This is a genomic window from Stenotrophomonas sp. RG-453 (genome assembly GCF_033843685.1).
GTDB lineage: Bacteria > Pseudomonadota > Gammaproteobacteria > Xanthomonadales > Xanthomonadaceae > Stenotrophomonas > Stenotrophomonas bentonitica_A.
The window spans coordinates 140,064-158,834 of sequence record NZ_JAMYED010000011.1; the positions used below are offsets into that span (position 1 = coordinate 140,064).

The following is an 18,771-nucleotide window of genomic DNA, read 5'->3' on the forward strand; positions in this document are numbered from 1 at the left end:
GCCGCCCCCGCCGGGTTCGTACATGCACTATCTGGTTTTCAGTGTTTTCTGCAGCGTGCTGGTCTCGGTCCTGCTGAAGCTGGCGCCGCGTCAGCGCTTGGACATGCCGCAGGTGGTGACCTGGAATTACCTGGTCGCCAGCGTGCTCAGCGCGGTGCTGCTTCAGCCCTCGCTGGCCTCGCTGCAGGCCCCGCATGCACCGTGGGCGGCCCTGCTCTGCCTGGCCGTGGTGCTGCCGGCGATCTTCCTGATGATGGCCCGCGCGGTGACCCGCGCCGGGATCGTGCGCAGCGACGTGGCCCAGCGGTTGTCGCTGCTGCTTTCGCTGCTGGCCGCGTTCCTGGTGTTCGGGGAGACCGCCAACGGCTGGAAGCTGGCCGGCCTGGGGTTGGGGCTGCTGGCGATCCTGGGGATCAGCGTGCGCCCGCGCGCCGGTGCGGCCGAGCCCACTGGCGGGCGGGCCTGGCCGTGGCTGCTGGCGGTGTGGGTGGGCTATGCCCTGGTCGACATCCTGCTCAAGAAGGTGGCGTTGTCGGGCACGCCCTCGATGGCCGCGCTGCTGGCCAGTTTCAGCCTGGCCTTCGTGCTGATGCTGGCGTTGCAGCTATGGCGTCACCTGCGCGGCATCGCCCGCCTGCAGTGGCGCAACGGGGTCGGCGGGGCCCTGCTCGGGCTGCTCAACTTCGGCAACATCCTGTTCTACGTGCGCGCCCACCAGCACCTGCCGGACAGCCCGGCGGTGGTGTTTGCCGGCATGAACATCGGCGTGGTGGTGCTGGGTGCGCTGGTGGGCATGCTCGGCTTCGGCGAGCGCACCAGCGTGTGGAACCGGGTCGGGCTGGCGCTGGCCGTGGTGGCGATCGGGTTGATCGCGTGGGGCACGTGGTAGGCAGCGACCAGCCTCATTGACGCAACAAACCGCGCAGTCGCGACGCGATGTTTCGATTGATACGCCGACGGAGATCACATTCGCACCTGCCAGATCGTGGACCCCACTACATAGACTCGCGGGTCTCCACTGGCCAGGAAGCCTCCTGTGACACGACCATCCTCTGCGCGACTCCTGACATCACTGGCATGCCTGGCCTTGGGCGGCTGTGCGAGCCTGGGGGGATTCCCTGATTTCACCGCACCGGCCTACCCGCCACCATCCAATTACCCGACCTATCCCCCCGCGTATCCCGTTGGGGGCGACCGACCGGATTCAGAGGTGGTGAGCTGCCACAGTAGTGACCACCGTTTCCAACGCTGCAACGTACAGATTTCGGCAAAAGACACGGTGCACCTGATCAGTCGGGATTCGCGCTCGCCGTGCGAGTTCGGCCGCGACTGGGGCCAGGACCACAGCGACCTTTGGGTCGACAACGGGTGCCGCGCCACCTTCCGGATCGAACGCTACTACTGGCGATGAAGTGACGATGCAGGATCAGCGATCAAACCCCAGCAGCAGCGGATCATGGTCCGAGCTGCGCCACGGGCCCGCTTCGTTGCGGTCGCGGTAGCCGACATCGTCGGCTTCATCGGCATTGATGTGCCACTCGGCCGCCGCGCGCAGGCGCTTGGCCATGCCCGGGCTCAACAGCGCATGGTCCAACCGGCCGGTCATCCCGTTGTAGACGTAGCTGTAAGGCCGTTCGACCTTCGCCACGGCGAACGCATCGCGCCAGCCGGCGGCGTGCAGGGTGCGGATCGGATCTTCCATGGCGTAGGCGTTGAAGTCGCCCAGCAGCACCGCATCGCGGGTGCCGGCACCGGTCGGGTCGGTCGCCAGCCACTGGTCCAGCAGCGTGGCCGAGGCGATCCGGGTGGCATTCCAGCAGGCCTGGCCGTCCTTCTGATCGGCATCGGCGCCGGTCGCTTCCGAGCAACCCTTGGATTTGAAATGATTGGCCACGACCACGAACGGTGCGCCCTTGCCCGCACGGAAGGCCTGCGCCAGCGGCACGCGGCTGCGTTCGCCGAAGGGCTCCTTCTCCAGCACGGCGGGGGCGCCGACCGGGGTCACGCGCGTGGCGCGGTAGATGATGCCGACCCGGATCGGGTTGTCACCGGGGCCCTGCTTCGCGTTGATGAAACGCCAGTCGGCACCCTGGCCCCGGTCCGCATTGAGCGCATCGACGAGCTGGGCAATCGCCGACTGCGGGCCGTAGCCATCGTTCTCCAGTTCCATCAGCGCGGCGACATCGGCACCCAGGGCGTTGATGGTGGCGACCAGCTTGGCTTTCTGCGCCTGGTGTTCGGCCAGGGTGCGCGCACCACGCAGGGTCGGGTAACCACCGCCCTGGCCGTCGCCATTGAAGAAGTTCTCCAGATTGAACGCGGCCACGTGCAGGGCGCCAGCCACCACCGGGACTGCCGGGCGCTCGAGCGCCGGCAGGCTCAGCGGGCGGGTCACCTGCAGACGCGTGTTGCCCTTGGGATCGATACGGACGACGCCTTCCACATTGCGCAGGACCATGCCGGTGCGCAGGTTCGCCGCCGCCGGCAGGTAGGCCACCAGGCCGGGGTCGCGGGCGTCGCTGCCATCGTCGAGCACCAGCCGGCGATGCAGGTTGTCGGCCACCACCTGCGCGTGCCCCGCGGTGCCGGGCGCGGCCACTTCGCTCGGCTGCCACAGGCGACCACCGAAGGCCACGGTCAACTCACCAAAGCGCGACAGGCCATCGGTGCCGGCCAGGGTCAGCGGCGCGGCGATGCGGACCTGCTGGCCATCCAGCGTGCGCCAGTCGGTGGGCGGCGCGGTCAGGGTGACCGTGGCCGACGTGGTCGGCGCCGGGCGCACCTGCGGCGAGGTAGCGGGCTGCGGCTGGGCGGCATGGACCGCGCCGGACAACGCCAGCGCGAGAGCGAACACGAGGGGGGTACGGCGCATCGGAAGCAGGACTCCAGGGAAGTGCGACAAGGCTAACCATATAAAGTGAAACGCCGCCCTTCGGCGGCGTCGGTGGCCTGATCCGGCAAAGCCGTTATTTCAGGTTGGCCAGCATCCAATCGACCGTGGCATGGATCTGCTCTTCGGTCAGCGCCGGATTACCGCCCTTGGGCGGCATGATGCCACCGTCCGGGCCGGTGTAGCCCTCCACCGCGTGCTTGTAGAGCGTGTCCTTGCCCTGGGCGATGCGCGCATCCCAATGGCTGTGGTCCAGGGTCGGCGCATTGCCGACGCCATTGGTATGGCAGGCGGTGCAGAGGTTGTCGAAGATCACCTTGCCGTCGGTGGTGCCACCGTAGGCGACCTGCGAGGCGGCTTTGACCAGCGCGGCGGCATGGGCGGCAGCCTGCGCGGCGGCACCGGTGCTGCCGGCGTAGACCGCACCGGCCGGCGCGATGCGCTGCTCGGTGCGCTTGGCCGCCATCGGCGAGACTTCAGGGGGAATGCTGGTGTGCAGGTAGGCCGCGAAGATGATCAGGCCAAGTGTGATGGCCATCAGCAGCGCGATGACCATGGAGAAGCGTTTCAGGAACTCGAGGTCGTAATTCCGCACTCTCTATACCCCTGGCTGGTAGTCGTTGGACCACGGCTTGTCGGCCGAGTATGACCAGCGTCGGCGGCGCTGCGCAAGCGACCCGCCGGTGTCGCAATGCAGCATCGGCGCGACTCAGGCGCCGGCAGCACGCAGGCAGAAAATGCAGATCGACTCGACCAGCGCATCTTCATCGCCGTGCGCGTCGCGGCTGAGTGCGGTCGGGCCGACCAGCGCCTCGGTGAACGCGCCCACGATGCAGGCTGCGGCCACATGGGTGTCCTGCGGCGGGAAGGTGCCTGCTTCCACGCCATCGGCCACGATGCGCCGGAACACGTCGCCGAACAGACGGCGGCAGCGGATGCGCTCGGCTTCCACTTCCGGATCGACCGGCTCGGCGATGAAGGCATAGGCCAGCCCGGGCCCGGCCAGCGCGCGGCGCACGAAGGCGGTGATCGCCCGGCGCAGGCGCTCCGGCGCGGGCAGCGGCTCGGCCGCGATCGCCTCGAAGATGCGCAGCTCGTGCTCGACGGCGGCGGTGAGCACCTCCACGAACAGTTCGGCCTTGGAGGGGAAGTGCCGGTAGATCAGGCCGGTGGAGACCCCGGCTTCGGCCGCCACCGCGGTCACCGGGGCGTTGCGGTAGCCGCCGGCCGCCACCAGCACACGGGTCGCCAGCAGGATGCGTTCACGGGCGCCGGCAAGGCGTTCTTCCATCAGGGCGGAGCGTTTATAGGCCATTTGTTGATTCTATGTTCAATTTTTGAATTTGTGTTCACTTCTTTGTCGAACCCGGCTACGCTGGGGGTACATCGCCCGCGGGACGGCCCCGTCAGCCCGTCCATCCCTCCCGGCGCGTCCCATCCCTTGTTGTTGCGGAGTCGCCCATGCACGTCCCGACCATGAACTTCGATCTCGGCGAAGAGATCGACCTGCTGCGCCAGAGCGTGGCCCATTTTGCCTCCGCTGAAATCGCCCCGCTGGCGGCCAAGGCCGACGAAGAGAATCTGTTCCCCAATGCGCTGTGGCGCAAGCTCGGCGAGCAGGGCCTGCTCGGCCTGACCGTGGAAGAGGAATACGGCGGCAGCGGCATGGGCTACCTCGCGCACGTGGTGGCGATGGAAGAGATCTCGCGTGCCTCCGGTGGCATCGCGCTGTCCTACGGGGCGCACTCCAACCTGTGCGTGAACCAGCTGCGCAAGAACGGCAACGAAGACCAGAAGCAGCGCTACCTGCCCGGCCTGTGCAGCGGCGAGCTGGTCGGCGCGCTGGCGATGAGCGAGCCGGGCGCCGGCTCGGACGTGGTCTCGATGAAGCTGCGCGCGGACAAGCGTGGCGATCACTACGTGCTCAACGGCAACAAGATGTGGATCACCAACGGCCCGGATGCCGATGTGCTGGTGGTCTACGCCAAGACCGATCCGGATGCGGGTGCCAAGGGCATCACCGCGTTCCTGATCGAGAAGGGCATGAAGGGCTTCTCCACCGCACAGAAGCTGGACAAGCTGGGCATGCGCGGCTCCAACACCTGCGAGCTGGTGTTCGAGGATTGCGAAGTGCCCGAAGCCAACGTGCTTGGCGTGGTCGGCGGTGGCGTCAAGGTGCTGATGTCCGGCCTGGACTATGAGCGCGTGGTGCTGTCCGGTGGCCCGCTCGGACTGATGGCTGCGGCCATGGACGTGGTGATGCCGTACGTGCACGAGCGCAAGCAGTTCGGCGAGGCGATCGGCACCTTCCAGCTGATCCAGGCCAAGCTGGCAGACATGTACGTGGGCCTCAACGCCTGCCGCGCCTATGTCTACGCGGTGGCCCGCGCCTGCGACCAGGGCCGCACCACGCGCCAGGACGCGGCCGGCGCCATCCTGTATTCGGCCGAGAAGGCCACCTGGCTGACCGGCCAGGCGATCCAGATCCTGGGCGGCAACGGCTACATCAACGAGTACCCGACCGGACGGCTGTGGCGCGATGCCAAGCTGTATGAAATCGGCGCCGGCACCTCGGAGATCCGCCGCATGCTGATCGGCCGCGAATTGTTCCAGCGCACCAAGTAAGGGCCCTGCCATGACCGTATTGAGCACCCAGCTGCAACCGGGCAGCGACACCTTCGAGGCCAACCGCGCCGCGTTGCAGGCGGTGGTCGACGACCTGCGCGCCACCCTGGCGCAGACCGCGCTGGGCGGCAGCGAAGCGGCACGCGCCAAGCACACCGCACGCGGCAAGCTGCTGGTGCGTGACCGCATCGATGCCCTGCTCGACCCGGGCAGCGCCTTCCTGGAAATCGCCCCGCTGGCCGCGCACGGCATGTATGGCGATCCGATCCCCAGTGCCGGCGTGGTTGCCGGTATCGGCCGGGTCTCGGGCGTGGAGTGCGTGATCGTGGCCAACGATGCCACCGTCAAAGGTGGCACCTACTACCCGATGACGGTCAAGAAGCACCTTCGCGCGCAGGAGGTGGCCGAGCAGAACCGCCTGCCCTGCATCTACCTGGTGGATTCGGGTGGCGCATTCCTGCCGCTGCAGGACGAGGTGTTCCCGGACCGCGACCATTTCGGCCGGATCTTCTACAACCAGGCCAACCTGTCCGCGCAGGGCATTCCGCAGATCGCCTGCGTGATGGGCAGCTGCACCGCCGGTGGCGCCTACGTGCCGGCGATGAGCGATGAAACGGTGATCGTGCGCGAGCAGGGCACCATCTTCCTCGGCGGCCCGCCGCTGGTGAAAGCGGCTACCGGTGAAGTGGTCACCGCCGAAGAACTGGGCGGTGCCGATGTGCACACACGCATTTCCGGCGTGGCCGACCACATGGCCGACAACGACCTGCAGGCATTGGCCCGGGTCCGCGCGATCATCGCCCAGCTCAACTGGCGCAAGCCCGAGCCGGCGCTGGCGGTGCAGGCTCCGGTTGAACCGCGGCATCCGGCCCACGAGCTGTACGGCGTGATTCCGGCCGATACGCGCAAGCCGTACGACGTGCGCGAAGTGATCCTGCGCCTGGTCGACGATTCGCGCTTCGATGAGTTCAAGCCGCGCTACGGCAACACTCTGGTCACCGGCTTTGCGCATCTGCACGGCTACCCGGTGGGCATCATCGCCAACAACGGCATCCTGTTCTCCGAGTCCGCGCTGAAGGGCGCGCACTTCATCGAACTGTGCACGCAGCGCGGCATTCCGCTGGTGTTCCTGCAGAACATCACCGGCTTCATGGTCGGCCGCAAGTACGAGCACGGCGGCATCGCCAAGGACGGGGCCAAGCTGGTGATGGCCGTGGCCTGCGCCAAGGTGCCCAAGTTCACCGTGGTGATCGGCGGCTCGTTCGGCGCCGGCAACTACGGCATGTGCGGCCGCGCCTACTCGCCCAACTTCCTGTGGATGTGGCCGAACGCACGCATCGGCGTGATGGGCGGCGAGCAGGCCGCCAGCGTGCTGGCCACGGTCAAGCGCGATGGCATCGAAGCCAAGGGCGGGCAGTGGTCGGCCGAGGAAGAGGACGGCTTCAAGTCGCCGATCCGCGAGCAGTTCGAATCGCAGGGCCACCCCTACTACGCCAGCGCCCGGCTCTGGGATGACGGCGTGATCGATCCGGCCGACACCCGTCGTGTGCTGGGCCTGGCGCTGTCGGCCAGCCTCAACGCCCCGGCGAAGAAGACCGACTTCGGCGTGTTCCGCATGTAATGCACGGGCGGTGCCGCCTGGCACCGCCGCCCCTGGCCCGCGCAACGAGACCACCATGTTCACCAAGATCCTGATCGCCAACCGTGGCGAAATCGCCTGCCGCGTCATCGCTACCTGCCAGCGCCTGGGCATCGCCACCGTGGCGGTGTATTCCGACGCCGACCGCAACGCGCGCCACGTGCGCCTGGCCGACGAGGCCATTGCGATCGGCCCGGCACCGGCGCGCGAGAGCTACCTGCGCGGCGACGCCATCCTGGCCGCCGCCCGCCGCACCGGCGCGCAGGCGATCCATCCCGGCTACGGCTTCCTCTCGGAGAACGCCGGCTTCGCGCAGGCCTGCGCCGAGGCGGGCATCGTCTTCATCGGCCCTTCCGCCGCGGCGATCCGCGCGATGGGCGACAAGAGCGCGGCCAAGGCGCTGATGCAGCAGGCCGGCGTGCCGCTGACCCCGGGCTACCACGGCGACGAGCAGATCCCCGAGTTCCTGCGCAAGCAGGCCGACAGCATCGGCTACCCGGTGTTGATCAAGGCCAGCGCCGGCGGCGGTGGCAAGGGCATGCGCCGCGTGGACGACAGCGCGACCTTCACCGAGGCGCTGGCCAGCTGCCAGCGTGAGGCGCAGTCGGCGTTCGGCAACGCACACGTGCTGGTGGAGAAGTATGTCGAGCGCCCGCGCCACATCGAGATCCAGGTGTTCGGCGACAGCCACGGCAACGTGGTGTACCTGTTCGAGCGCGACTGCTCGGTGCAGCGCCGCCATCAGAAGGTGCTCGAAGAAGCGCCTGCCCCCGGCATGACGCCCGAGCGCCGCGCCGCGATGGGCAAGGCCGCCGTCGATGCCGCGCGCGCGGTCAACTACGTCGGCGCGGGCACGGTGGAGTTCATCGCCGGCCCCGATGGCGATTTCTACTTCATGGAAATGAACACCCGCCTGCAGGTGGAGCACCCGGTCACCGAGTGCATCACCGGCACCGACCTGGTCGAGTGGCAGCTGCGCGTGGCCAGCGGTGAGCCGCTGCCGCTGCAGCAGGATCAGCTGCAGATCCGCGGGCACGCACTGGAAGCCCGCCTGTACGCCGAAGACGCCGACCGCGGTTTCCTGCCGTCCACCGGCACCCTGCGCCACCTGCGCCTGCCGGCCCACACCGCACACGTGCGCGTGGACGCCGGTGTCGAACAGGGCGATGCGATCACCCCGTTCTACGACCCGATGATCGCCAAGCTGATCGTCTGGGATGTCGACCGCGATGCCGCGCTGCGCCGCATGCAGCAGGCGCTGGCCGAGTGCGAAGTGGTTGGCGTGACCACCAATGCCGCCTTCCTGCGCCGGCTGGTGATGACCGATTCGTTTACCCAAGCCAAGCTGGACACCGCGCTGATCGAGCGCGAGCAGGCCGCCCTCACCCCCAACGACAACGACAGCGGTCCGGCACTCTGGGCGCTCGCCGCGATCGCCGGCGTGGCCACCAGCGAGGCTGCCAGCCGTGATGCGCGTGACCCGCACTCGCCGTGGCAGGCCCAGGATGGCTGGCGCCTCGGCGCCCCCGCCGCACGCGCGCTGACGCTGGAGCACCGGGGCGCGCAGCGCAGCGTCACCGTGCAGGGCGCGGGAGCGGGCGAACAGTGGACCGTCCACATGGACGGCAACGCGCTGCAGGGCAGCGGCCGCCTGGCCGGTGATGCACTGCGCGTACAGATCGGCGAGCAGCTGCACCGCGCCACCGTTATCCGCGACGGCAACGAGCTGTACCTGTTCGGCAGCGAAGGCGTGCAGCGCTTCACCCTGCATGATCCGGTCAGCGAAGCGGACCAGTCCGTTGCCGATGCCGGCAGCCTGGTCGCGCCGATGCCGGGTCGTATCGTGGCCACGCTGGTGGCACCGGGCACGGCGGTCAAACGCGGCGCGCCGCTGCTGGTGCTGGAAGCGATGAAGATGGAGCACACGCTGCAGGCGCCGGCCGATGGCACCGTGCAGGGCTACCGGGTGAAAGCCGGAGACCAGGTGGGCGATGGGGCGGTGCTGGTGGATTTCGAGGCGGGGTGAGTCACCCGGTTGGCGGCTCGGCAGTGAGTACCGGCGTCCACACCTGGCCGCCGGGGTCGAACTCAGAGGTCGACATCTGCTGTGCGCGCCAGCCTACGCCACACACGGCGAGCGGGCTGAGCTGCATGGGATCCATGCCGAGCACCTGCTCGATATCCTGTTCGTTGATCGCGGCCGTAACAAAGGCCCCCAGGCCCTGTTCGGTCGCGCAGGTCAGCAGCAGCTGCGAGATGTGGCCAACATCCAGGATCACCGCGCGGTAGGCCTTGGGATGGTGGCGGTACTTCCAGTAGGTGCGCGCGAACCGGGGGGCCAGCACGATCAGCACCGGCGCATCGGCAAACCAGTGCTGGCCTGCGGTGAACAACGCCGCCAGCTCTGCCATGGACCGCGCATCGGAAGGCAGGGCGGACACGCCGTGCGAGGCAGGATCGTAGTGATACAGACCCGCCTGGAGACCCTCGACATGCTGCACCAGCAGATACGCTTCGGTGGGATGCAGGCCCCCGGCGGACGGTACGTTCTTTTTGAGAAACACCGCGTCTTCTTCGACCACCTGCCGTCCAGTTTCAGCCAGGGTGCGCTGCAGCAGTCGTGACAGCTCGGCCAGCGGCAGTGGCTGCGCCGTATCGAAGTTGCGGCAGGTGCTGCGCTCGCGCAGGCTGCGGTCGAACGCCTCCTCGGGCTGGCGTGGCAGGTGGCGAGGTTCTCCTGCGTGGGGAGCCAACGCGGGCGGTGGCGGCCCAAGGTGTGCACGCAGCCCCGCCGCGGTGTGCAGTCCCGCCGATTCCAGGGCTTTCACGCTGTCCTGGCCCTGCCAGCGGCCCTGCCAATGGAGCATCGCGGCAGGTCCCCACCACGGCACCTGCCGCAGCTGCGCTTCACGTTCAGCCAACGCGTCGCGATCTGCGCCCTGTGCCTGGACCAGCCCATGCGCCAGCAGGTAGCGCAGATCGCTGTCATCTTCCCCGGCGGGCCGTGGCTCCCATCGCTCCGGGTCGAGACGTCCCAGCAGCAGCACCTGTGACTCAGTGAGCTCGACCGGCGCCGGCAGGTGCGGTGCCAGCGCCGTCCAGACACTGCGCAGGGTCATGCCCGTACCACCGGATACCAGCGCGCGCAGATCGAAGGAGGTCTGCTGTCGGGGCTCGAGGTAGAGGGTGCGGCATCGGCGCAGGTGGAGGGTATCGTGCATGGGCAGCCAGAAAGGGAAGCATCGCGTGTTCCAGTGTGTCGGCCGGGATCGCCAAAGATGAAGGCCGATGATCATCGGGCGACTCAAGCGCTTCACGCGCCGGCCGCTATCGATCGCGGCTGTAACGTCACACCCCGGCCTGCGCGTACGCCCCCTCCTTCCCTCCGCTATCTCCGAGACATCCCACATGACCAGCACTTCTCCGCCGCTTTCCTCCAACGATGCCGTACAGCTGCTGGATCTGCTCAGCAGCGACGATACGTTCCGTACCCTGTTCCAGGCCGATCCCGCCGCCGCGCTGGCGACCATCAGCGCCGAGGCGGGCGCGGCATCGTGCGACTGCGAATCAGGCGGTCCGCTGGCCAGCAAGGAAGAATTCCTGGCCGCTCGTACGCGCCTGCTCGCCCACCTGACCGCCACCAGCTCGTTCAGCTTTCCGCACTGTTTCGTCAGCGGTGACATCGACTCACAACTGCAGCGCAAGCCGCAGCCCTGAGGTCTGGCGGTTACTGCAGCGACGTCGCGTCCAGGCGTCGTTGTGCGGCCCGGCTGTCATGGACATTCAGCGCCTGCAGGAGATAGGAACCGGCGTTCTCCGCGTAGGCCCTGCCGCGTTGTGTCGCCAGCCAGCGTTGCTCGGCGGCGGCAGCCACCTGGTCCCCGGCGGCCACCAGGCTGTCCTGCAGGGCGACGTGGACCTGGAACAACTCGCTGCCGTCGATGAGCGCGCGCAAGCGCTGCACCGATTGCGCAGCCCGGCCATCCACGCGATCCTGGTTGGCCACCAGCACCGCCACCATCTGCGTTCCACGCGGGTCATCCAGTGCCTTGGCAAGTCGCTGCAGATGCGGCAACTGGCGACGTGCCACGTCATAGAGCTCGGCGCGTTGCGCGAGATAGGCCGAGGCAGCGGCCATGTACAGCCACTCTCCCCGCTCGCCTGCCGCAGGATCGGCCGCCTGCGCGATCATGGTGGCGATAAGCTGCTCATATTCGTGTGCGCCGGCCTTTCGCACGGCAATGCTGGCCAGCGAAAGCGACTGCGCCTGGAACATTCCGCAGATCCGCGCATTGTCACCACAGTGGCGCAGCGCACCTGCATTGGCCCGCAGTGCCGCCGCCGGCTCGCCTGCGTCCAGCGCGACGGCGGTGCCCTCCAGGTGCATGGCAAGATCATCCTTCCGAGCGGCGGCAAGCATGCGCTGGGCGCCCACCAGGTCGCCATGAGCGGCGAGCGCGGCGACCATGTGGCGGTTCACTGACCATTGACCGATCCGTGCGGATTGACGATAGCTGCGCAGTGCCGCATCGGCGTGATTCTGCGCCAGCTCGGCGCGACCGAGCGCCTGCAACGCCATGGCCTGCAACGGGTTCTGTGCGACAGCGGCCTTGCGTGCAGCCTGCTCGGACTCGCTATATCGCCCCACGCTCAGCATGGACCAGGCGTAGTTGGCATGGGCGCCGTGGTAATCGGGATAGAGATCGCCCAAGAGCTTCCACTTTTCGGCCGTGGCGAGTGTTCCGGCGCCGTTGAGATCGGCATCCCAGGCGTCCATGTACAGCCGATCCCGGCCTGACAAGCGACCGGCGGCGCGTTTTGCCGCGGCCAGCGATTGTCGGGCCCCTTCGGGATTGCCCCGGCCCCACTGGATGCGCAGCTGTGCCAGGTAGGCGAACGCGAAGTCCGGATCGAAACGCACCGCCTGCCCGAAAAACCGCTGCGCGTCGTCATAGCGTCCATCGCCGTATGCTTTGACGCCCATCGCGTAGGCATGCAGCGCATCCAGGCTGGCCGTCGCCACCTTGGGCAGCGGCATCGAGTCCCGCGAGATGTCATGCATGGCCTCGCCGAGCTCCACGCGCATCTGAGCCACGACGTCATCGGTGGATCCCAGCAGGGATTCCATGCCGCGGCCATCGGCATGGTCGGACCACGCCGTATTGCCGGTGTTGGGATCGATCAGTTCCAGTGAAACACGCAGCCGCCCATGCACTTCGGCCACGGTGGGTACGATCACGGCTCTGGCACCCTCACGCAGCGCGACCTCGATCGCCGCGTCGCGGTCCAGCGCTCCACCTTCGCGACGCATCCGCTCCAGCGTTTCCTGCACCTTCATGTCGCTGAGCACATTGACGTAACGCGACTGCTCCAGAGAAATGCGGAACGCCTGTTGAAGACTGTCGTCCAGCAGTGCATTGCCGGTCAGGTTATGGAGGTTGCCCAGTACCACCCAATCCCGTTCGCCGAAGGCAATGGCCGGCGTCGGGCGTAGAAAGGCCCAGGTGCCGAAGACCATGCCTGCCACCAGCGCCACCTCGGCCAGCAGTGTCATCGGCCGGCGCCACAGCGGCACGGCACGGCGGGCCTTGGGGCTGCCGCGTGGGGCACGCAGCGGCGCAAACTCCGGTTCGCCCACTTCATGGATGTCCTGGCGACCGGGCATGCCCTTGAACCGCCAGCCGCCGTGCGATTTCCACACCAGTCGCTCGCCACGCTCCCCCAGCTCGCCCACCGCGCGATGGGTCAGCGATTCGGCCACGGCCGAGAGCAGGATCTGCCCGGGCCGGGCAAGGGCCATCAGGCGCGCGGCCATCGGCTTGGCCAGGCCCTCGACCTCCAGCGATTTGGCCCCAACCTTGATCGCCTCGGGGCTGTTTTCCCAGGTCAGCACTTCGCCGACGTGCAGGCCCGCGCGTGCGCGCAGCACGATGTTGCGTTGCTTGCCGATCTCCTGCAGGCCGCGCTGGTAATCCAGCGCAAAGCCGAGACCATCGATGGCGCGCTCGAACAACAGCAGCAGGCCATCGGAACGATCGATCAGGCGACCATTCCACTGTTGCTGCAACACCAGCACCAGCCGGTCATGCGCCTGGAACAGCTCGGCCGCGGCCGCATCGCCAATCCGCTCCACCAGGATCAGCGAGTCGCACAGATCGGTGAACAGCAGCGCCCGCATCTGCGGGGCCTGGGTCGACGTTCCGTTGTCGCCGTTCATGCCGATCTCCCGATCAGGGTGTGGCGGTCGCTGATCGCGACCAGTGCAATCGGTTGCCGCCCAGCCGTTTGGCCTGGTACAGCGCATTGTCGGCGCGGGCGTACCACTCGCTCCAGTCGGTCTGCGGGTCGATCAGACAGACCCCGATGCTGACCGGGCACACATGCGGCACGCCATGCGCACGGTCGATCAGGCCATGCACCGCGCTGAGAATGAACTCGGCGGCGTGCTGCAGGCTGTCCTGGTCGGCGCTGCGCAGCAGCAGGCAGAATTCGTCGCCGCCCAGCCGGCAGGCCACGTCCGGCTCGGTGGCCACCGAGCGCAGGATGTTGGCCACGCTCTGCAGCACGCGGTCGCCGGCCTGGTGGCCGTGCACATCGTTGACCTGCTTGAACTGGTCGCAGTCGATCAGCAGCAGGCCCTGCGGCGCGCTGTTTTCCTGCGCACGGCAGTCCTGCAGGTAGAGCGCGAGGCCACGCCGGTTGTGCAGGCCGGTCAGCTCGTCGGTGCGCACCAGCTCGCGGGTGTGGGTGAGCTGGTGGGTGGTGACGTAGAGGTTGTCCAGCGCGGTTTCGAGATCGTGGTTGCGGCGGCGCAGCTGGCGGATCAGCACCTGCTCGTTGCTCACCACCCGCATGATCGTGCGGCGCAGGAAGTAGGCCAGCAGGCCAGGGTCGCGGTCGACCAGACGCTGGAAATCGTCGTGGTCCAGTTCCAGCACGATGCTGTCCTGGACCGCACGCGCGCCGGCCGTGCGCTGGTGGTCGCCGATCAGCAGGCCCAGCTCGCCGAAGAATTCATTGGGACCGAGTGACTTCACGACGAGGTCTTCGCCGAAGTCCAGTTCGATGCAGCCGCTGACGATCACATACATCGTGTTGCCGGCGTGGCCGCGATGGAACAGATGGGTGCCTGAGGGCAGCTTGCGTTGCCGGCCGAATTCGGAGAACAATGCGGACTCGCCGTTGCTCAGGATGGCGTGCACGATCTCAGCCATCGCCTTGCGGTCGATGTCTGGTTCCTGTTCGCACATGATCGCCGCCGCACCCTTGCCGGTCATTTCCGAACACCCGCTTTTCAGCGTCCCCCTGGTGAGCGATGGAGGATAGCACTCCTCAAAACTGTGCGCCCTATCCCATTTCCGACTTTTACCCCCCAAGATCTTGAAAACACGCGTGTTCTACCGCGTGTGACGATGTGAAGAGGCGGGTCCCGAGACGACGCAGGGCGGCCGATCCCCGACCGGCCGCCCTGTGGGCCTACCCTGGCCGCCCTTGCCGGGTCAGGCCGCGCGTTCGGCGTTGAACTGCTCCTCCTCGGTGGACCCGCTCAGGGCGGTGGTCGAGGACTGGCCCTGCTGGATCGCCTGGGTCACCGCGTCGAAGTAGCCGGTGCCGACCTCGCGCTGGTGCTTGACCGCCGTGAAGCCGCGGTCGGCGGCGGTGAACTCGGCTTCCTGCAGCTCCACGAAGGCGCTCATCTGGCGGCGGGCGTAGCCGTGGGCCAGGTTGAACATCGAGTAGTTCAGGGCGTGGAAGCCGGCCAGGGTGATGAACTGGAACTTGTAGCCATATTTGGCGATCTCCTTCTGGAAGGTCGCGATGGTGGCGTCGTCCAGGTTCTTCTTCCAGTTGAAGCTGGGCGAGCAGTTGTAGGCCAGCAGCTTGCCCGGGAATTTCGCGTGGATGGCCTCGGCGAACTTGCGGGCGAACTCCAGGTCCGGCTTGCCGGTCTCGCACCAGATCAGGTCGGCGTAGGGGGCGTACGCCAGGCCGCGGCTGATGGCCTGGTCCAGGCCGTTGCGGGTCTTGTAGAAGCCTTCCACGGTCCGCTCGCCGGTGGTGAACGGCTGGTCGTTGCCATCCACGTCGCTGGTCAGCAGGTCGGCGGCTTCGGCATCGGTACGCGCGACCAGCAGGGTGGGCACGCCCATCACGTCGGCGGCCAGGCGCGCGGCGTTGAGCTTCTCGATGGCCTCGCGGGTGGGCACCAGCACCTTGCCGCCCATGTGCCCGCACTTCTTCACCGAGGCCAGCTGGTCCTCGAAGTGCACGCCGGCCGCGCCGGCTTCGATCATCGCCTTCATCAGCTCGAAGGCGTTGAGCACGCCGCCGAAACCGGCTTCGGCATCGGCCACGATCGGCTGCAGGAAGTCGATGTCATCCTTGCCTTCGGCATGGTGCAGCTGATCGGCGCGCAGCAGGGTGTTGTTGATGCGTTTGACCACCGCCGGCACCGAATCGGCCGGGTACAGCGACTGGTCCGGGTACATCTGGCCGGCCAGGTTGGCATCGGCGGCGACCTGCCAGCCGGACAGGTAGATCGCATTCAGGCCGGCCTTGACCTGCTGCATGGCCTGGTTGCCGGTCAGCGCGCCCAGCGCGTTGACGAAGTCCTTTTCCTGCAGGTACGTCCACAGCTTCTCCGCGCCCAGCCGCGCCAGCGAGTGCTCCACGTGCACGGTGCCACGCAGACGCACCACGTCGGCGGCGGTGTAGTTGCGGGTGATCCCGGCCCAGCGCGGGTCGGTGTTCCAAGCGTGCTGGATCTGTTCGGCGGTCTGCAGGGTGCTCATGTCGAATCTCCAAAGGGAACGAATGCGGTTACGGCAGGTGGATGGATGGATGGCGCTCAGTCGAGACGGTCGTAGGCGGGCAGGGTCAGGAAGTCGGTGAGCTCATCGCGGCGGCTGAGCGCGGCCAGCAGCGCGATGGACTCGGGGATGCGGGCGCTGCCGGGCAGCGCGGCGGTATCGCCCAGCCGCGCCGGCAGCTGGGCCAAGGTGGCGTCGAGCAGGGCCAGGTCGATGGCGGTGCCGTCGTCCAGGTGCTGGCCGGCGGTATGCAGCCACTGCCACAGCTGGCTGCGGCTGATCTCGGCGGTGGCCGCGTCTTCCATCAGGTGGTGGATCGGCACGCAGCCGTTGCCGTCCAGCCAGGCGGCCAGGTAGCGCACACAGACCTCGACGTTGCCCTCGAAACCGGCGCGGGTGATGGTGCCGGTGGGCGCGGCGATCAGGTCATCGCGGCCCACCTGCACATCGTTGCGCAGCACGCGGTGCTGGTTCGGTCCGGGCATGTGTTCGTCGAAGATCGCCTGCGCGACCGGGATCAGCGCGGGGTGCGCGACCCAGGTGCCGTCATGGCCGGCGGTGACTTCGCGCAGCTTGTCCGCCCGCACCCGCGCCATCGCCTGCTCGTTGGCGGCCGCGTCATGGTTGATCGGAATCTGCGCGGCCATGCCACCCATCGCATGCGCGCCACGGCGATGGCAGGTGCGGATCAGCAGCTCGGAGTACGCCTTCAGGAACGGCTGGGTCATCGTCACCTGGCCGCGCTCGGGCAGCACTTTGTCGGCGTGGCGGCGGAAGGTCTTGATGTAGGAAAAAATGTAATCCCAGCGGCCACAGTTCAGGCCGACGATGCGGTCGCGCAGCGCATGCAGGATCTCGTCCATCTCGAACACCGCCGGCAGCGTTTCGATCAGCACCGTGACCTTGATCTGGCCGTGCGGCAGGCCGAGCATGCCCTCGATGTGCGACAGGGCGGTCTCCCACAGCGCCGCCTCTTCCATGCTCTGCAGCTTGGGCAGGTAGAAGTACGGCCCACGCTGCTTGCACATCAGGGTGCGGGCATTGTGGAAGGCGAACACCGCCGCATCGAACAGGCCACCGGCGATCGGCTGGCCATCGATGCGCACGTGCTTCTCATCCAGGTGCCAGCCACGCGGACGCACGATCAGCACGGCCTGCTCGTTGAACGGACGCAGCGTGTACTGCTTGCCCGGCTTCCCATCGACGGACGGGCCGGTGTGGGTCAGATCGCCACGCACCGCACCGATCAGCGCCTGCTGGCCGGCCAGCAGGTTGCGCCAGGCCGGGGCGGTGGAATCCTCGAAGTCGGCCATGAACACCTTGGCGCCGGAGTTCAGCGCGTTGATGACCATCTTCGGGTCGGTCGGGCCGGTGATCTCCACCCGGCGGTCCTGCAGCGCCTCCGGCAGCGGGGCGACGTGCCAGTCGCTGGCGCGGATCTCGGCGGTATCGGCTCGGAAGTCCGGCAGGCCGCCGCCATCGAAGAAGGCCTGGCGGGCCACGCGTGCCTGCAGCCGGCGCTGACGCTCCGGCTCCACCGCCCGGTGCAGCGACACCAGCAGCGCCAGTACCCCCGCTGGCAGCAGCGCGGACTGGCCGGCCAGCTGGGTGGTCAGGGCAATGCCGGGGGTGGCCGGTGCATCGGCGGGGGTGGGCTGGGCGGTGGCGTAAGCGACGGCGGACATGGCGGGCTCCTGCGGTGCGGTTGAGCTCCACCGTGCGCCGCCGCGCCGATATTTGACAAAGCAGTTATTGCAATGGCTTACATAAGGTGTGCTTATACTCATGACGCCATGACCACGCCGCGCACGCCAAGCCCCCGGTTTTCCTATAAATCCGACCGGCTCAAGCCGCTGCGGGCGTTCTGCCAGACGGTCCGCCTGGGCTCAGTCTCACGGGCAGCTGAGGCTTTGTTCGTCAGCCAGCCGGCCATCAGCCAGCAGTTGCAGGCCCTGGAGCGCGAACTCGGGGTCAATCTGTTCGAGCGCAGCGGCCGCCGCCTGGTGCCCAGCCGTGAAGGCCAGCTGCTGTATGAGATGGCGCTGCCGCTGGTGGAGAACCTGGACGGGCTGGAGGCCAGCTTCCGTGACAAGGTCAAAGGGCTGGACGCCGGAGAACTCAACATCGCGGCCAACAGCTCGACCATCCTGTACCTGCTGCCGCGCATCGTGGAGCGCTTCCGCCAGCGCCACCCGGATGTCCGCCTGACCCTGCACAACGCGATCAGCGCCGACGGCACCGATCTGCTGCGCAGCGATGCGGCGGACCTGGCGGTGGGCTCGATGACCGACGTGCCGGCCGACCTCAGCTACGCCCCGGCCTACCGCTTCGAGCAGGTGCTGATCGCCCCGCCCGAGCACCCGCTGGCGCACGGCGAACTGAGCCTGGAGGCGATCTCGCAGTACCCGCTGGTGCTGCCGCCCAAGCGCCAGATCACCTACCGGCTGGTGGACCAGGTGTTCCAGCGGCATCGGCTGCCCTACACCGTGGCGCTGGAGGTGGGCGGCTGGGAAGTGATCAAGCAGTACGTGGCGATGGGCATGGGCATCTCGATCGTGCCGGCGCTCTGCCTCCACGATGCTGATCGCGAGAAGCTGGTGACGCGCTCGATGAGTGCGTGGTTCCCGGAGCGGAGTTATGGCGTGATCGTGCGCCGCGGGCGGTTTCTGTCACCGCAGGCGCGGGCGTTCATCGAGCTGATCCAGCCGGACCTGTTCAGTCCGCGCAGCTATGACGAGAGTGGGCATTCGGAGCGCTGAGGCGATTGTGGATGTCCCAAGCAGAGTGCAAAGGCCCCTAATTCCTGA

At 67.7% G+C, this 18,771-nt stretch carries 14 protein-coding genes; 6 read left to right on the top strand and 8 right to left on the bottom strand.

Features of this window, described 5'->3' with window-relative positions; genetic code table 11:
* Positions 1 to 22 precede the first annotated feature (22 nt).
* Positions 23 to 889, top strand: a complete 867-nt coding sequence (locus tag NJD74_RS19005; protein ID WP_102788833.1) for an EamA family transporter — start codon at positions 23 to 25, stop codon at positions 887 to 889.
* Between the two features lie 537 nt (positions 890 to 1,426).
* Here NJD74_RS19005 and NJD74_RS19010 read toward each other — a convergent pair.
* From NJD74_RS19010 to NJD74_RS19020, 3 genes are all read right to left on the bottom strand, one after another.
* On the bottom strand, positions 1,427 to 2,872 hold the full coding sequence (locus NJD74_RS19010) for an ExeM/NucH family extracellular endonuclease (RefSeq protein ID WP_319624779.1): 1,446 nt from the start codon (positions 2,870 to 2,872) through the stop codon (positions 1,427 to 1,429).
* A gap of 94 nt (positions 2,873 to 2,966) precedes the next feature.
* Complete coding sequence (locus NJD74_RS19015) at positions 2,967 to 3,485, bottom strand: c-type cytochrome (RefSeq protein ID WP_019184848.1); 519 nt, start codon at positions 3,483 to 3,485, stop codon at positions 2,967 to 2,969.
* Positions 3,486 to 3,599: 114 nt separating this feature from the next.
* Positions 3,600 to 4,205: a TetR/AcrR family transcriptional regulator gene (locus NJD74_RS19020; RefSeq protein ID WP_319624780.1), complete on the bottom strand. Its 606-nt coding sequence runs from the start codon at positions 4,203 to 4,205 to the stop codon at positions 3,600 to 3,602.
* Between the two features lie 146 nt (positions 4,206 to 4,351).
* On the opposite strand from NJD74_RS19020, the gene NJD74_RS19025 reads away from it, so the two are divergent.
* The 3 genes from NJD74_RS19025 to NJD74_RS19035 are packed head-to-tail and all read left to right on the top strand — an operon-like array spanning position 4,352 to position 9,180.
* Positions 4,352 to 5,515 carry an isovaleryl-CoA dehydrogenase gene (locus NJD74_RS19025; protein WP_019184850.1) on the top strand — a complete coding sequence of 388 codons (1,164 nt, stop codon included), beginning with the start codon at positions 4,352 to 4,354 and terminating at the stop codon, positions 5,513 to 5,515.
* 10 nt (positions 5,516 to 5,525) lie between these two features.
* A complete protein-coding gene (locus tag NJD74_RS19030; protein ID WP_070474306.1) occupies positions 5,526 to 7,136 on the top strand; it encodes a carboxyl transferase domain-containing protein in 1,611 nt (536 codons plus the stop codon).
* Positions 7,137 to 7,191: 55 nt separating this feature from the next.
* Entirely contained in the window at positions 7,192 to 9,180 is a 1,989-nt protein-coding gene (locus NJD74_RS19035; RefSeq protein WP_319624781.1) for an acetyl/propionyl/methylcrotonyl-CoA carboxylase subunit alpha, read from the top strand.
* Between the two features lies 1 nt (position 9,181).
* Here NJD74_RS19035 and NJD74_RS19040 read toward each other — a convergent pair whose 3' ends face one another.
* Complete coding sequence (locus NJD74_RS19040) at positions 9,182 to 10,450, bottom strand: putative peptide maturation dehydrogenase (RefSeq protein ID WP_319624782.1); 1,269 nt, start codon at positions 10,448 to 10,450, stop codon at positions 9,182 to 9,184.
* A 112-nt stretch (positions 10,451 to 10,562) separates the two neighbouring features.
* Between NJD74_RS19040 and NJD74_RS19045 the strand changes: the two genes are divergently transcribed.
* Positions 10,563 to 10,871, top strand: a complete 309-nt coding sequence (locus tag NJD74_RS19045; protein WP_167390353.1) for an NHLP-related RiPP peptide — start codon at positions 10,563 to 10,565, stop codon at positions 10,869 to 10,871.
* A 10-nt stretch (positions 10,872 to 10,881) separates the two neighbouring features.
* Here the strand turns inward: NJD74_RS19045 and NJD74_RS19050 are convergent, their stop codons facing one another.
* From NJD74_RS19050 to aceB, 4 genes are all read right to left on the bottom strand, one after another.
* Positions 10,882 to 13,371, bottom strand: coding sequence for a putative peptide modification system cyclase (locus NJD74_RS19050; protein WP_319624783.1), 2,490 nt, complete (start codon positions 13,369 to 13,371; stop codon positions 10,882 to 10,884).
* A gap of 13 nt (positions 13,372 to 13,384) precedes the next feature.
* On the bottom strand, positions 13,385 to 14,431 hold the full coding sequence (locus tag NJD74_RS19055; RefSeq protein ID WP_102788826.1) for a GGDEF domain-containing protein: 1,047 nt from the start codon (positions 14,429 to 14,431) through the stop codon (positions 13,385 to 13,387).
* A 222-nt stretch (positions 14,432 to 14,653) separates the two neighbouring features.
* Positions 14,654 to 15,946, bottom strand: a complete 1,293-nt coding sequence (gene aceA / locus NJD74_RS19060; protein ID WP_319624784.1) for an isocitrate lyase — start codon at positions 15,944 to 15,946, stop codon at positions 14,654 to 14,656.
* A 56-nt stretch (positions 15,947 to 16,002) separates the two neighbouring features.
* Positions 16,003 to 17,649 carry a malate synthase A gene (gene aceB, locus NJD74_RS19065; protein ID WP_319624785.1) on the bottom strand — a complete coding sequence of 549 codons (1,647 nt, stop codon included), beginning with the start codon at positions 17,647 to 17,649 and terminating at the stop codon, positions 16,003 to 16,005.
* A 108-nt stretch (positions 17,650 to 17,757) separates the two neighbouring features.
* Here aceB and NJD74_RS19070 point away from each other — a divergent pair, with 108 nt between their 5' ends.
* Entirely contained in the window at positions 17,758 to 18,723 is a 966-nt protein-coding gene (locus NJD74_RS19070) for a LysR substrate-binding domain-containing protein (RefSeq protein ID WP_070474283.1), read from the top strand.
* The last annotated feature ends 48 nt before the right edge of the window (positions 18,724 to 18,771 follow it).